We start from the raw sequence: 13,540 nt of genomic DNA, 5'->3' as shown, positions 1-13,540 counted from the left end.
GCCGTCAGAGCTTCACGACGATCTTGCCGGTGTGGGTGCTGGATTCCATGAGGCGGTGGGCTTCTCGGATGCTGTCGAGGCCCTCGAAGACCGCGCCTACGTGGGGGCGGAGGACGCCGTCGCGGATGCCGGAGGCTATCCAGTGGTCGAGGCGGCGGCGTCCGGCGGCGGTGGCCGACAGTTCCATGTTGGCGTAGCCGAGGATGCGGAGGGGCCAGTTCATGGGCATGGCCATCGGGCGCTGGTCGAGCCAGCCGTAGACGACGATCGTGCCGTTGTGCGTTGCCGCGGTGCTCAATTCGGCCAGGCCGGGACCGCCGACGGCGTCGAAGATCAGCTGCGCGCCGGCACCGCCGGTGATGCGGCGGGTCTCGGCCACCACATCGGTCTCCGACGAGGCGAGGACGTGGGCGGCCCCGTTGTCGAGAAGGTGCTGTCGCTTCTCGCCGGTCCGGGTCACCGCGATCGGGATGGCGCCGATGCGGGCCGCGGTCTGGAGCGCGGCGATGCCCACTCCGCTGGAGGCGGCGGTGATCAGCACATGGTCTCCGGGGTGCAGGCCGCCGGTTTCGACCATTCCCCCGTAGGCGGTGGAGTAGGTCAGCCAGGTCGCCGCGCCGGTGACGGCGTCGAGACCTTCCGGGCGCGGGACGACGGATTCGACCGGCAGCACGACGCGCTCGGCGTACACACCCGCCGCGCTCATCTCGATATTGGGTCCGGTCGAAACATTCTGTCCCACAGTGAATTCGGTGACATCCTTGCCGATCTCCTCGATTACGCCGGATGATTCGTAGCCGAGCCGGGAGTCCGGCAGCGTGGGCAGGTAGTAGTAGGTGCCCGCCCGGAACAGGGCCTCCGCGCGGTTGAGGCCGAGCGCCTCGACGCGGATGCGGACCTCCCTCGGTCCGGGTGCGCGCAGTTCGCGGTTCTCGATGGTCAGGACGTCGGGGTCGCCGAGTTCGTGGAAGACGACGGTGCGGGCGGTGATCGTGCCGGTTGTCATGCCATCGACGGTAGGCACAGGTCGAGAGATGATCTATGCGCTGACGTCTCCCAAAAATATCCATTCGTCTCGCCAAGGTGACGACAGGTATCGTGCGGAGATGGGTTTGGATGTTCTCAGCGGCGCGGTCGCGTCCATGCGCACCGGCCGTCCCCACTCCTCGCGCCAGCACCGGGTCGCCCCGTGGGGGATGCGCTTCGCCGGCTCGGACGGCGCGGGTTTCCATGTGGTGCTCCAGGGTTCGGCGTGGCTGATCCCGTCGGGTGAGGACGGCGAGCCGATCGCGCTGGGTCCGGGCGATATCGTCTTCCTGGCGCACGGCCGTGGTCACGCGCTGGCCAGCGATCTCTCCGCACCGCTGCGCGAGGTGCGGCGGCTACCGGACGGATCCTGGCCGCCGCCCGTCTCCGAACCGCACTCACCCGACGCGCCGTCTACCGTATTGCTGTGCGGCGCATATCAACTCGATCACCGCCGCGCCCATCCCCTGCTCGCCGACCTGCCGGATGTGGTCCACCTGACCCCTCGGGTCGGTACGCACCGCTCCCTGCGCGCGGCGGTGGAACTGCTCGGCACCGAACTCGAAGAGGCCCAACCGGGTTCGGACGCCATCGTGACCTCACTGCTGGACACCCTGCTGCTCTACATCCTGCGCGCCTGGTGGCTGGGCGCCCAGGACGACGGGACCCCGCACAACGGCTGGGCCGCCGCCCTGGTCGACCGCCCCGTCGCCACCGCCCTGCGCGCGATACACACCAACCCCGAACACCCTTGGACGGTAGAAGAACTCGGTTCCGCGGGCGGCCTCTCCCGCGCCGCCTTCGCCCGCCGCTTCACCACGCTGGTCGGCCGCTCCCCCCTCGCCTACCTCACCTGGTGGCGCATGACCCTCGCCGGACGCCTGCTGCGCGCCGACGACATTCCGCTGCGCGCCGTCGCCCAACGCGTCGGATACACCTCGGAATTCGCCTTCGCCAAGGCCTTCAAACGCGAATACGACATGGCCCCGGGCCGCTACCGCGCCGCGGCCCTCGAGGACGAGGGCCGAGTTCGGCCGTGATCAGGCCCGCGCGGCTGTCCCGCCTGGCTTGCCACGGCGCGGTCGGGTCAGCGGGTGAGCACAGCCTTGCCGCGCACTTTTCGGTCGGTCAACGCGCGTAGTGCCTCGGGGGTGCGGGTCCAGTCCAGGCGCAGCCCTATGCGCGGGCGAAGGCGGTCCTCGGCGATCAGACCACACAGCAAGGCCAGGTCCTCGGCGAAGTTGTCGCGCTCGGTGTCGCTGATGAACCCGATCAGCTCGGCGTTCCATGCCTGGGAGTAGAAATCGGCCAGGGTGAGCTGGGCCGGGCCGCCGACATTGCCGTAGAGAGCGAGTTTTCCGCCCGCGGCCATCCTGTGCACCGCATGGGCGAGTTGGTTTCCGCCGACCGCGTCCAGCACCAGATGAAAGGGGCCGAGGGCATCGTCGTCCAGGCGTGTGACCACGCGGTGTGCACCGAGTTCCCGCGCTTCGGCGGCCCGTTCGGGGCCACTGACCTGCGCGGTCACGGTCGCGCCCGCGGCGGCGGCGAGTTGGACGGCGAACTGACCCACGCCGCCGGTGGCTCCGGTGACCAAGACCTGCCGCCCGAGCACCGACCCGCCGACACGCAACGCACGTAGTGCGGTGAGACCGGAAACCGGCAGGGTGGCCGCTTGTTCGAAGCCGACGCCCTCGGGTATTTCGGCGAGTCGGCCGGTCGGCGCGGGCACCCGTTCGGCCCAGCCCTCCCAGTCCAGCCGGGCGACCACCCGAGTGCCGACCGGGGGGCCACTGCCGTCGCCGGCGGCGGTGACGATCACCCCGGCGACGTCCTGGCCCGGCCGGAATCCGTTGGGGCGTTGCTCGATCAGGCGGGTCTCTCCGTAGTTGACGGCGTAGGCCCGCACGTCGAGCACGGCCTCGTCAGGTTTCGGAGGGCGTTCGGGTAGATCGTCGGCAAGTCGCAGGCCATCGGAAACTGTTGAGTCGGTGATGAATCCGCGCACGGTGGCTGTTGTGGTCATGCGGTGAATCCTCCATCGATAGTGATGTTGGCGCCGGTGATGAAGCGCGCGTCAGGGCCGGTGAGGTAGCTGACCATGGCGCCGATTTCGCCGGGGGTTCCCAAGCGCCGCACGGCCATATGTTCGGTGAGACGGGCGGCTGCGGGGCTGTCGGCGGGCATGCGATCGTTGGCGGTGGGTCCGGGCTGAATGTTGTTCACCGTGATACCGCGTGAGCCGAGGTCGCGAGCCAGCCCGCGGACGAGTCCCTGCAGCGCGGCCTTGGTCATGGAATACACCGCGCCGCCGGGAAACGGCGCGCGATCGGCGTTGACACTGCCGATGGTGATGATGCACCCATCGTCGGGCAGATGGCGCAGCGCCGCACGGAGTGTGTGCAGCACCCCGTGGATATTCACCCGCAGCATCCGGTCGATCTGGTCGGATACGAGCTGATCGAATCGCCCGACGGTCGCCACACCCGCATTCGCGACCACGACGTCCAGACGCCCGAACGACGCCACTGTGTGCTCGACCGCGGTGTCTACGGCTTCGGGGTCGCTGCTGTCGGCGCGGATCGCGACAACGCTGTCCGGCCCGAACTCGGTGACAATCGCTTCGGCCCGTTCAGGCGTGCTGGTGTAGGTGACCGCCACGCGCATTCCGTCCTCGGCGAGCCGACGGGCGATACCTGCTCCGATGCCTCGTGAACCCCCTGTGACCAGGGCAACGCGACGTTCGTTCATGACCGGTGCTACTTTCATGCCTGTCGATTATGTCGATATTTATCGAACAGTACTACGTTTGTCGACAAGATGTCGCTAGGCTGCGGGCATGGGCATGGTCATCGACGAAACACATCCGGCCGCGGAACAACTACGGCTGTCGGCAGTGCTCGCGGCACTGTCGGACCCAGCGCGACTGGCGGCGGTGCGGGCGCTGGCGACCGCCGGTGAGGTGGCGTGCACCGAGTTACAGCAACGCGCCGGCTTGACCATCAGCCGTTCGACGTTCTCCTATCACCAGCGGGTACTGCGAGAGGCAGGGGTAATTCAGGCGCGTGTGCGTGGGGCTCGCCGCATGCTCAGCCTCCGCCGAGACGATCTCGACACCCATTTCCCAGGACTGCTCAACGCGATTCTCGACACCGCTGCCGAGCTGATGTGATCGGCTCGGGCCACGCCTCAACGACGAGAGCTGGGACCTCCACGAACTCCGGGCTCACCCATCGGCCACGGCCGCGATGGGGACCGAGAGGAACGCGCCGATCAGGCTCACCAGCGCCTGGGTGCGGATGAACCCGCCCAACGTCACCCGGATCCGGCTCAGCACCTCCTCGAAACATCTGGCGTTCAACCGCGGGGATCGAGTTCGGCCGTGATCAAGTCGGCGAGTCGTTGTGCGGTATCGAAATTGGGAGTGAGGCGGGTCTTGGTCAGGGCGAAGGAGATTCCGGCGACGAGGTCGGCATAGACGTAGCTGCCACCACCCCCGACCCAGCCGAACGCGGTCGACGACTGGTCCGGCGAAGCGCCCAGACGGCCGAGCGGATACCCCAAGGCCAGGCGCGCGGGATTGCCGAAGACCTGGTCGGTCCCCTCGAAAGCCACCGCCGTGACCTCTTCGAGCTGTCCAGGATCGATAAGCCTGCCATCGAGGAACGCGGCGTTCACGGAAGCCATTCCCCGCGCGGTGAAGGTGCCCACCGACGGAATGTCCGCCCGCAAGATCTCGGCACTGTTGCCCATAGCCGCGGTCGGCTGCATTTCCCAAGGCGCGAGAACGGAATCGAGGTCGGATAGCGCCACCGGAGGTGCGGCGTCTTCGAGATGCGCCAACCGGGCCAGGTCGGGTTCGGGCACACCGAAATACAGCTCACCCTCGAGCCCCAGAGGTACAGCAACCCACTCGTGCAGCAACTGCCGCATCGGTTTACCCGTCGCCCGCCGCGCGATCTCGCCGACGAGAAACCCGAAAGTGAATGAGTGGTAACCGGTCTCGGTCCCGGGACACCACAACGGTTCGGCATCGGCGATCGCGGCACAGACCCGCGACCAGTCGGGCAAGTCGGCAGGACCGATGTCGCGTGGCATCGCAGGCACCCCGGCCGAATGCGTGAGCACATGCCGAAGGGTCACGCCCTTCTTACCCCGAGCACCGAACTCCGGCCACAGATCGACCACCGGAGTGCCATACGAGACGGCACCGGTCCCGACAAGCACGTGTGCGATGACCGACGCCAAGGCCTTGCCGGAGGAGAAGCTGAAAACGGGCGTCTCCGAGGATATCTCACGCCCGGTCCGGCGGTCGGCCATCCCGGCCACGGCATCGACAACGAGAGCACCACGATGAAAGACAGCAACCTGCAATCCGGTTTCGACCCCGGTATCGATGAGTTCGTCGAGAACGCTTCGGACCTTCTGCTGCACTCGCGCCCTCCTGTAGCTCTATGCGCCTTCTGAATACCGACTCGAACCCGCCGGAAAATTTCATCGGTCTCACCATCGGTCAGTTCGGCTCATCGAGATCCGCCAACCGGGTGGTCAGGTCGCCCACGAACCGGGTGAGCAAGGTTCCGAAGACCTGCCGGTCCTCCTCCGACCAGTCGGCCAGGGCGTCGGTGAACCACCCCAGCACCGTCGACAGGTAGCGGCCGGCCACCTCGCCACCCTCCGGCGTGAGTTCGATGAGCCGGGCGCGCTGGTCATGCGGGTCGGCGACCCGGCGCACCAGCCCGCGCCGCTCGAGTTCGTTCAGGTGCCGCGTGACGTGCGGCCCGACGACATTCATTCGCGTGGCGATCTCACCGACCCGCAGCGGGTGGCCGGCCGTGCGCAGCGTGACGAGCACTGTCAGCGCCGGCCGGTCCATCGGGATGCCGAGGGAGTTCATGGCCCGGTCCGCCAGCTGGCTGCGGTTGAGCACGGAACTCAGCTGCATCACGTGCGGCAGCACCGTCGACGGGTCGAGCCGGCCGTCGTCCGTGTCGCTCATCACACCTCTTATCTACCTAACTTAGGTATATAGTTGGCCTTGGTCCCGGAATGTCCCTCAGGCCCTACCGGTCCAGAAAAGCATACCTAAGTTAGCTATCCGACAGGATGGCCACCCGTCCCGAGGAGTGGATATGAGCACGGTTCTGATCTCCGGCGCCAGCATCGCGGGTCCCGCGCTGGCCTATTGGCTGCATCGCTACGGCTTCGAGGTCACGGTGGTGGAGAAGGCCGACGCCCTGCGCGGCGGCGGATACCCCATCGACATCCGCGGCACGGCCCTGGATGTCGTCGAGCGGATGGGCCTCCTGCCGCAGTTGCGGGACGCGCACATCAATACCCGCCTGCTGACGTTCCTGCACCCCGACGGCAGCCCGATCACCTCGCTCCGCCCGGACGCGATCGTCGGCGGGGTCGAAGGCCGCGATCTGGAGGTGCGCCGCGGCGACCTCGCCCGGGTTCTCTACGACGCCATCCGCGACGATGTCGAATTCCTCTTCACCGACATCGTGACGGCCCTCGACGACCACGCGGGTGGCGTCGACGTGACCTTCCGCAGCGGCGCACGGCGCACGTTCGACCTCGTCATCGGCGCGGACGGCCTGCACTCCGGCGTGCGGGGTCTCGTATTCGGACCCGAGGAACGGTTCCACCGCTACCTCGGCTACTGCTTCGCCGGCTTCACCATGCGCAACGACTTCGGCCTGTCCCACGAGGGCGTCATCTGGAACACCCCGGGCCGCGGGGCCGCCCTCTACGCCGTGGGCGACAGCGAGTACATCCACGGCTTCCTCAACTTCACCCGGCCCGAGCCCCCGTTCGACGCCTTCCGCGACCCGGCGACCCAGCGCGATCTGGTCGCCTCCGTCTTCGCCGACGCCGGCTGGGAGATCCCCCGCATGGTCGCCGCGATGCGGGCCGACGACGACCTGTTCTTCGATGTCGTCAGCCAGATCCACCTGCCCCGCTGGTCGGCCGGACGCGTCGCCCTCGTCGGCGATGCCGGCTACGCCCCGTCGTTCCTGACCGGCCAGGGCTCGAGCATCGCCCTCGTCGGCGCGTACATGCTCGCCGGCGAACTGGCCACCGCCCCCGATCACACGAGCGCGTTCACCGCCTACGAGCAGGCCACCCGGCCGTTCGTCGAGCAGAACCAGGCCCTGGTCACCGAGGGCGACGCCGTGCTGTTCCCCGCCACGGACGAGGCGCTGGCACAACGCAATACGGCCCTGCGCACCCTCACCGCCCTGCCCGCCGACGCGGGCCGTCCCGCCCACACCGCACTGCGAATTCCCGACTTCGCCAGCGCCTGAGGGCAAATCAATCGGTGCCGCGCCCGGCGTCGCCAACCCCTGACAGACGAATCAGTCGGTGCCGCGCCCGGCGTCACCCACGCCTGACAGGCAGATCAGTCGGTGCCCGGCACCGGCTGATCCGATTCCAGGGGCGGCGGCGGGGCTGTGGCGTTGTCGATCTGCTCGCCGATGTAGCGGAGCACGACGGCGGCCACGGCGGCGATGGGGACCGAGAGGAACGCGCCGATGATGCCGAACAGCGATCCGCCCGCGGTGACGGCGAGCAGGACGATGACGGCGTGCAGTTTCATGCTGCGGCTCTGCAGAACCGGTTGCAGCACATTGCCTTCGATCTGCTGCACCGCGATGATGATGCCGAGCACGATCAGCGCGGTGGTGAATCCGTTGGCCACCAGGGCGACCAGGACCGCCAGCGCCCCGGCGACGAACGCGCCGACCATCGGGACGAATCCGCCGATGAAGGTGATCACGGCCAGCACCATCGCGAGCGGCACGTGCAGGATGACCAGACCGGCGCCGATGAATACCGCGTCGATCAGGCTCACCAGCGCCTGGGTGCGGATGAATCCGCCCAGCGTCACCCAGATCCGGCTCAGCACCTCCTCGAAGTGCCGCCCGCCGCGGGTGCCGAGCACGCCGTGCAGCCACGGCAGGAAACGCGGCCCGTCCTTGATGAAGAAGAACGTCAGGATCAGCACCAGGAACAGAGTCACGATCACCGAGGTCGCGGTGGTCACGCCGCTGAAGACCCCGGAGGCGATCCGGTCGGAACTCGACTGCAACCGGCTGACGATCGCGTCCACCGCCGAATCCAGTTGCTCCTGCCGAATATTCAGCGGCGGGCCCTGCAACCAGTCCTGAACCTGGTGGACGCCCTCGCTGGACCGGTCGGCCAGCTCCGGCGCCTGGCCCACCACCGACGGCACGATCAGCGCGATGACGCCCGCGAACAGCGCCAGGAATCCGATCACGGTGGTCGCGGCGGCCGCCGCGGGCGGGAAGCGGTGACTGGTGAGCCAGCGGGTGGGCGGCCACAGCACGGTGGCGACGACCAGCGCCAACAGCACCGGCAGCAACACCACCCACATCTTCGCGATGAGAAACGCCAGCACCCAGGCGCCCGCCGCCACGGCCACGAGGCACAGCGACCACTTGGCCATCCAGAACAGGCCTTCACCGATCACGGTGCCGCGGTCGGTAGCCGACGGCGCCGGATCGCCGTTCTCGGCAGAACGATTCACGATCTCACTCACGGCCCCAGTCTGTCATGGGACCGGCCGCCCGCCGCGGCGCGAAACCAGCTCAGCGCACATGTACCGGAAATGAGGCCAGGTCGTTCTGGGTGAGGACCGGGAGGTTGCCGATCTCCTCGACGGGGACCGCCAGGCGCAGGCCGGGGAAGCGGTCGAAGAGGGCGGGCAGGGCGATGGCCGCTTCGAGGCGGGCCAGGGCGGCTCCCGGGCAGACGTGCGGGCCGTAGCCGAAGGAGATATTGCGGCTGGCGGTCGGGCGGGTGATGTCGAATTCGTCGGCGTCGGCGCCGTGCACGGTGGTGTCGCGGCCGATGGTGCGATAGGACATCACCACGCCCTCACCCTTCTCGATCACGGTGTCGCCGAGGGTGATGTCCTCGGTCGCGAAGCGCATCAGCAGGTGGATGACGGGCCCGTCCCAGCGCAGCGTCTCCTCGATCGCCTGCTTCCAGCCGATCTCGCCGGAGCGGACCTTGTCGAACTGGTCGGGGTGGGTGAGCAGCGCCCGGATGGTGGTGAGGATGAGGCTGACGGTCGTCTCGTGCCCGGCGGCGACCAGCGCCTTCAGATTGCCGACCACCTCCTCCTCGGTCAGCGGCTCCCCGCCTTCGTCGGCCTGGATGAGCGCGGAGGTGAGGTCGTCGCCGGGGCGGGCGGTCTTCTCGCGCACCATATCCGCGTAGTACACGTCCAGGTCGGCGATCACCCGCAGCCGCTCGTCCTGCGGGGTCAGCATGGAGAAGAACTTCTTGTAGGACTCCAGCAGCATCGCGTGGTCCGAGCGCGGCACCCCCATCAGCTCGCTGACCACCCGCATCGGCAGCGGATAGGCGAAGACGGCCTTCAGATCCACCGGCTCGCCGCTCTCCCCCGCCGCGGCGAGATCGTCCAGCAGCTCCGCGGTGAACCGTTCGATCATGGGCCGCAGCGCTTCCAACCGCCGCGGCGTCAGCGCCTGCGTGGTCTTGATCCGTAATCGGCGGTGCTCGGCGCCGTCGACGGTGAACATCGAGCGCCCCGCGTCGATCATGCCGATCAGCGGCCACTGCCGCGTCACCACGCCGGTGTTCCACAGCGACCAGGCCCCGATGTCCTTGACCAGCCGGGGATCCACGAGCAGCTGCCGGGCGAGCGCGTGATCGGTGATCGTCCAGGCCGGCACGCCCAGCAGCTCGAGCCGCGTGACCGGGCCCTCGTCGCGGAGCCGGGCGGTCTCCCCGGCCAGATCACCGATCATCGGGTCGACGACAAGGGGACATTGAGCAGTCACGGCATACCTCCGACCGCGCGAACGGGAGTGAAACGAACTGGGAGAGAAGTCATTCCGCGCAGGAACGGCGAGGGCCGCCGCACCAGGTTGCGGGCCGGCACCGCGAGATCGATATCGGGCAGCCGGTCCAGCAGCACCTCGATGCCGGTGCGGGCGATGATCTCGGCGATCTGCTGCGCCGGGAACGGGCAGCGGTATTCGCCGTGACTGAACGCGAAGTGCGCGCTGTTGCCGGAATGTGCCGGTTCGGAATCGGTGATGTGCTGGCGCACGTGCGGGTCGCCGTTGGCCGCCGCGAGGCCCAGCAGCAGCATATCGCCGCCGCGAACCACCTTGTCCGCCAACCGCGTATCGCGCGACGCCCACCGCCCGGCGAGGATCTGGGTGGGGGTGTCCTCCCACAGCGCCTCGTTCATGGCCTGCCCGACGCTGCGCCGCCCGCCGCCGAAGGCCGCCGCGAACCGGTCGTCGGTGAGCATCAGCCGCAGCGAGTTCACCAGCCAGTCGGCGGTCGGGAGATATCCGGCGGCGACGACGGCTTGCAGGTCGAGCCCGTACTCCTCGTCGGTGAACGGCTCCGGCGAGCGCAGCATCTCCGAGGTCAGATCCGCGCCAGGCCGCTCCCGCTTGATCGCCACCAGCCGCGCCATCAGCTCGTTGAAGCGCTGGTAGGCCGCCTGCGCGTCGGCGCCGCCGTCGCACAGCACCTTCATCGTCCACGCGAGTTCCGGGGTTTCCTCGTCGGGAATGCCCAGCACGCGGCCCAGGGCCAGCGCCGGGAGCACCTCGGCGAATTCGGCCATCAGGTCGGCCTCGCCGCGGCCGCAGAACGCGTCGATCAATCCGTCCGCCAAATCCTCACAGCTGCGGCGCAATTCGAACGGATCCACCGTCTCGAGGGCAGGCTCGACCATGGCCACGTGGCGGCGGTGCTCGGCGCCGGCGGTGAAATAGATCGACGGCATGGGCTGCCCCACCATCGGCAGCAGCGGCCAGTCCTCGGGGATGTTCGGCCACTGGTTCCACAGCCCCACGTCCCGGGGGAACAGCACCGGATCACTGGTCACCTGGTGCAGTTCCCGGTAGCCGATGACCAGCCACGCCGGGATGCCGCCGGTCAGCTCGACCGCGACGACCGGGCCGTGGTCGCGGCGCATCTCGTTGTAGAGGTGGTGCGGATCGGTGTGGAAACGCGGGCCGGTCAGCGGCACCAGCGCTTCGGTGCGCACGGGGCAGCCGGAACCGTTGGTCTCGATCTCGGGCAGGGTCATGACGCGGTCTCCGGGGTACGGGCGGCGGCGTAGAGATATTCGACCAGGCCGATCAGCACGCGTTTACACGACTCGCGCGAGCGGGCGTCGCAATCCAGCAGGGGCACATGGGGATCGAGGTCAAGCGCGTCGCGGATCTCCTGCGGATGGAAGGACTCGCCGCCGAAGTCGTTGCACGCCACCGCGAATCGGGTGCCCTGATGTTCGAGGCGGTCGACGGCGTACCAGCAGTCCTCGATGCGCCGCGGGTCGACCAGCACGATGGCGCCCAGCGCACCGCCGAACAGGCGGTCCCACAGGAACCAGAACCGCTCCTGGCCGGGCGCGCCGAACAGGTACAGGACGTTCTCGGCGTCGAGGGTGATGCGCCCGAAGTCGAACGCGACCGTGGTCGTCGACTTCCCCGGCGCACCGGCCGGATCATCCACGCCTACACCGATATTCGTCATGGTCGCCTCGGTGTCGAGCGGCCGGATCTCGCTGACCGAGCGGACCATGGTCGTCTTGCCGACGCCGAAGCCGCCGACGATGACGATCTTCAGGCCCTGCTGCACGGTGTGCCGCAGCGGCGCGTCGGCCCGGGCGGGCGGGGAATCAGAGCTTACGAAGTCCAACGAGCACCTTCTCCAGGGTGGCAGCATCCGTGACCGAGGCCCACTCGCCGGGTAGGTCGGCGGCGGGTTGCGGGTGACGCACGGTGACCCTGCCCGTATGCAGCAGATCCGCGAGCAGGATCGTGGTGATACCGACGGGCAGCCGCAGTTCGGCCGCGATCTCCACGACGGCGGTCGGGGCCCGGCACATGTCCAGGATCGCGGCCAGCTCCGACTGCATCCCGGGGGCCGGATCACATTCGCTCACCACGAGAGTCACCAGATCGAACGCGTCGGAGTCCGGTGCGCTGCGGCCGCCGGTGAGCGTGTAGAGCCGGTCCGGATCCTCGTCGCGGACCGCCCTGGTCACGGCGCGCCTCCGCCACGCGGCACACCCCCGCCGCGCGGCGCGGCCGCCAGGTATTCGCCCACCTGCTCCACCAGTTCGCTCATGTTGTGGCCGACCAGGCCGGCGTCGGCGTCCTCGGAGGCGACGACCGCGATATGCGCGCCCATGCCCGCCTCGACGATGAACAGGATGCCGCCGTAGTACTCGATCATGGACTGGCGCACACCCGCACGGCCCGAACCGAATTCGGCGCTCGCGCCGTGCGAGAGGCTCTGGATTCCGGCGGCGATGGCGGCCAGTTGATCGGCCTTGTCGATCGACAGTTCGGGGGTATGGCAGATCTTCAAACCGTCGCTGGACAGCAGGAGGGCGTGCCGGGTCTGCGGGGTGCGGGCGAGCAGCTGCTCGAGCAACCAGCCGAGCTGCGCCGGTGCGGAGGTTGTCATAGATCGTTCTCCATCGTCGCGGAAGGGATCTCGGACACGGCTTCTCGTCCGGACATGGCGCGCTGGAAGGCGCCCAACGCGGACGATTTCGCCGGTGGCGGCGCCGCGTGCTGCCCCGGACCGCCTGAGCCGGACAGGCCGCCGGAGGGCGACAGTCCGTCCGGATGGACCGCCGCCAGCGTGTCGCCCCGGCGCCGCTTGGGCAGGCGGGATCCGGGACGGGGCCCGCCGGTCATGGCTTTCACGAACCGGTCCTCGTCGGCGGGAGTCTCCTCCGGCGGCGCGGCGGGCAGCCCGCGAGTCTCCTCGCGCGGCGCTTCGACGGGCGCGGCGGCGCGTTCGACCCGGGTGATCAGGTCGCGCGGCACGATCACGACGACGGCCGTGCCGCCGATCGCGGAGGGCCGGTAAGACACCGTGAGCCCGTGCTTGCGCGCCAGATGCCCGACCACCGCGAGCCCCAGCCGGGTACCGCTCAGTGACGAAAGATCCACTCCCCCACGGCCTTCGGCATCAGCACCGGAGATGGCGCGCTCGGCCCGCCGCAGCGCGGAGTCGCTCATCACCAGGCCGCTGTCCTCGATGGTGATCACCACGCCGGCCGGTACCTCGGCGGCGTAGACGTGGACCTCGGTGGTGGGCGGGGAGAAATTGCACGCGTTGTCGAGCAGTTCCGCGAGCGCGTGCATGACGCCCTCCGCGGCGTGCCCGGCGATCCCGACACCGGCGACGGCCCGCAGCCGCACGCGCTGATATCCGGCGACCCGGCCCATGGCGCCGCGCAGGATCGATTCCATGGCAATGGGTTTCGCCCAGCGGCGGCCGGTGCGCGCGCCGCTGAGGACGGCGATGCTGTCGGCCAGCCGTCCCGCCTGAGCGGTGCGGTGGTCCAGGTGCAGCAGATCGGCCAGCACCTTGGGATCCCCGTGGCGGTGTTCCATCTCGCGCAGTTCCGCCAGCATGCTCGTGCTGATCGCCTGCATGCGACCGGCGGCGCCCGCGAAGGCGGACAGGGCCG

General features: G+C 68.8%; 15 protein-coding genes. 3 read left to right on the top strand and 12 right to left on the bottom strand.

The window, feature by feature from the left end:
• Positions 1–4: 4 nt before the first annotated feature.
• Positions 5–1,006 carry a zinc-dependent alcohol dehydrogenase family protein gene (locus ON41_RS23260; RefSeq protein ID WP_040749863.1) on the bottom strand — a complete coding sequence of 334 codons (1,002 nt, stop codon included), beginning with the start codon at positions 1,004–1,006 and terminating at the stop codon, positions 5–7.
• A 100-nt stretch (positions 1,007–1,106) separates the two neighbouring features.
• Here ON41_RS23260 and ON41_RS23255 point away from each other — a divergent pair, with 100 nt between their 5' ends.
• Positions 1,107–2,066 carry an AraC family transcriptional regulator gene (locus tag ON41_RS23255; protein ID WP_246461676.1) on the top strand — a complete coding sequence of 320 codons (960 nt, stop codon included), beginning with the start codon at positions 1,107–1,109 and terminating at the stop codon, positions 2,064–2,066.
• Between the two features lie 47 nt (positions 2,067–2,113).
• Here ON41_RS23255 and ON41_RS23250 read toward each other — a convergent pair whose 3' ends face one another.
• Positions 2,114–3,052 (bottom strand): zinc-binding dehydrogenase, encoded by a 939-nt coding sequence (locus tag ON41_RS23250; RefSeq protein WP_063709940.1) that lies wholly within the window; start codon positions 3,050–3,052, stop codon positions 2,114–2,116.
• Positions 3,049–3,777, bottom strand: a complete 729-nt coding sequence (locus ON41_RS23245) for an SDR family oxidoreductase (RefSeq protein WP_040749862.1) — start codon at positions 3,775–3,777, stop codon at positions 3,049–3,051. The genes ON41_RS23250 and ON41_RS23245 overlap by 4 nt, the downstream gene beginning before the upstream one ends.
• Before the next feature lie 88 nt (positions 3,778–3,865).
• Between ON41_RS23245 and ON41_RS23240 the strand changes: the two genes are divergently transcribed.
• A complete protein-coding gene (locus ON41_RS23240) occupies positions 3,866–4,198 on the top strand; it encodes an ArsR/SmtB family transcription factor (protein WP_040749861.1) in 333 nt (110 codons plus the stop codon).
• A gap of 185 nt (positions 4,199–4,383) precedes the next feature.
• On the opposite strand, the gene ON41_RS23235 is transcribed toward ON41_RS23240, so the two are convergent.
• Together ON41_RS23235 and ON41_RS23230 are read right to left on the bottom strand one after the other, a co-directional pair.
• The gene (locus ON41_RS23235; RefSeq protein WP_040749860.1) at positions 4,384–5,460 is read right to left on the bottom strand and encodes an EstA family serine hydrolase; all 1,077 of its coding nucleotides are present in this window, start codon (positions 5,458–5,460) and stop codon (positions 4,384–4,386) included.
• Positions 5,461–5,539: 79 nt separating this feature from the next.
• Positions 5,540–6,025, bottom strand: a complete 486-nt coding sequence (locus tag ON41_RS23230) for a MarR family winged helix-turn-helix transcriptional regulator (RefSeq protein WP_040749859.1) — start codon at positions 6,023–6,025, stop codon at positions 5,540–5,542.
• A gap of 133 nt (positions 6,026–6,158) precedes the next feature.
• Here ON41_RS23230 and ON41_RS23225 point away from each other — a divergent pair, with 133 nt between their 5' ends.
• Positions 6,159–7,337 carry an FAD-dependent monooxygenase gene (locus ON41_RS23225; protein ID WP_040749948.1) on the top strand — a complete coding sequence of 393 codons (1,179 nt, stop codon included), beginning with the start codon at positions 6,159–6,161 and terminating at the stop codon, positions 7,335–7,337.
• A 95-nt stretch (positions 7,338–7,432) separates the two neighbouring features.
• On the opposite strand, the gene ON41_RS23220 is transcribed toward ON41_RS23225, so the two are convergent.
• The 7 genes from ON41_RS23220 to ON41_RS23190 form a co-directional block, all read right to left on the bottom strand.
• On the bottom strand, positions 7,433–8,584 hold the full coding sequence (locus tag ON41_RS23220) for an AI-2E family transporter (protein WP_444543680.1): 1,152 nt from the start codon (positions 8,582–8,584) through the stop codon (positions 7,433–7,435).
• A gap of 58 nt (positions 8,585–8,642) precedes the next feature.
• On the bottom strand, positions 8,643–9,863 hold the full coding sequence (locus tag ON41_RS23215) for a cytochrome P450 family protein (protein ID WP_040749858.1): 1,221 nt from the start codon (positions 9,861–9,863) through the stop codon (positions 8,643–8,645).
• The gene (locus ON41_RS23210) at positions 9,860–11,134 is read right to left on the bottom strand and encodes a cytochrome P450 (RefSeq protein ID WP_040749857.1); all 1,275 of its coding nucleotides are present in this window, start codon (positions 11,132–11,134) and stop codon (positions 9,860–9,862) included. The genes ON41_RS23215 and ON41_RS23210 overlap by 4 nt, the downstream gene beginning before the upstream one ends.
• A complete protein-coding gene (locus ON41_RS23205) occupies positions 11,131–11,676 on the bottom strand; it encodes a GTP-binding protein (protein WP_276325753.1) in 546 nt (181 codons plus the stop codon). Before ON41_RS23205 ends, ON41_RS23210 begins: the two co-directional genes overlap by 4 nt.
• Positions 11,677–11,728: 52 nt before the next feature.
• A complete protein-coding gene (locus ON41_RS23200) occupies positions 11,729–12,097 on the bottom strand; it encodes a DUF742 domain-containing protein (protein WP_040749946.1) in 369 nt (122 codons plus the stop codon).
• Positions 12,094–12,522 carry a roadblock/LC7 domain-containing protein gene (locus ON41_RS23195; protein WP_040749855.1) on the bottom strand — a complete coding sequence of 143 codons (429 nt, stop codon included), beginning with the start codon at positions 12,520–12,522 and terminating at the stop codon, positions 12,094–12,096. The genes ON41_RS23200 and ON41_RS23195 overlap by 4 nt, the downstream gene beginning before the upstream one ends.
• The coding region (locus tag ON41_RS23190; protein ID WP_040749854.1) for a sensor histidine kinase at positions 12,519–13,540 on the bottom strand (1,022 nt) is incomplete at its 5' end. The genes ON41_RS23195 and ON41_RS23190, both read right to left, overlap by 4 nt.

Origin of the sequence: Nocardia transvalensis NBRC 15921, assembly GCF_000308875.1 — a bacterium.
In the GTDB taxonomy this organism is placed as follows: domain Bacteria; phylum Actinomycetota; class Actinomycetes; order Mycobacteriales; family Mycobacteriaceae; genus Nocardia; species Nocardia transvalensis.
The sequence above is the reverse complement of the archived record's forward strand: the minus strand, read 5'-3'. Positions and strand labels throughout refer to the sequence as shown.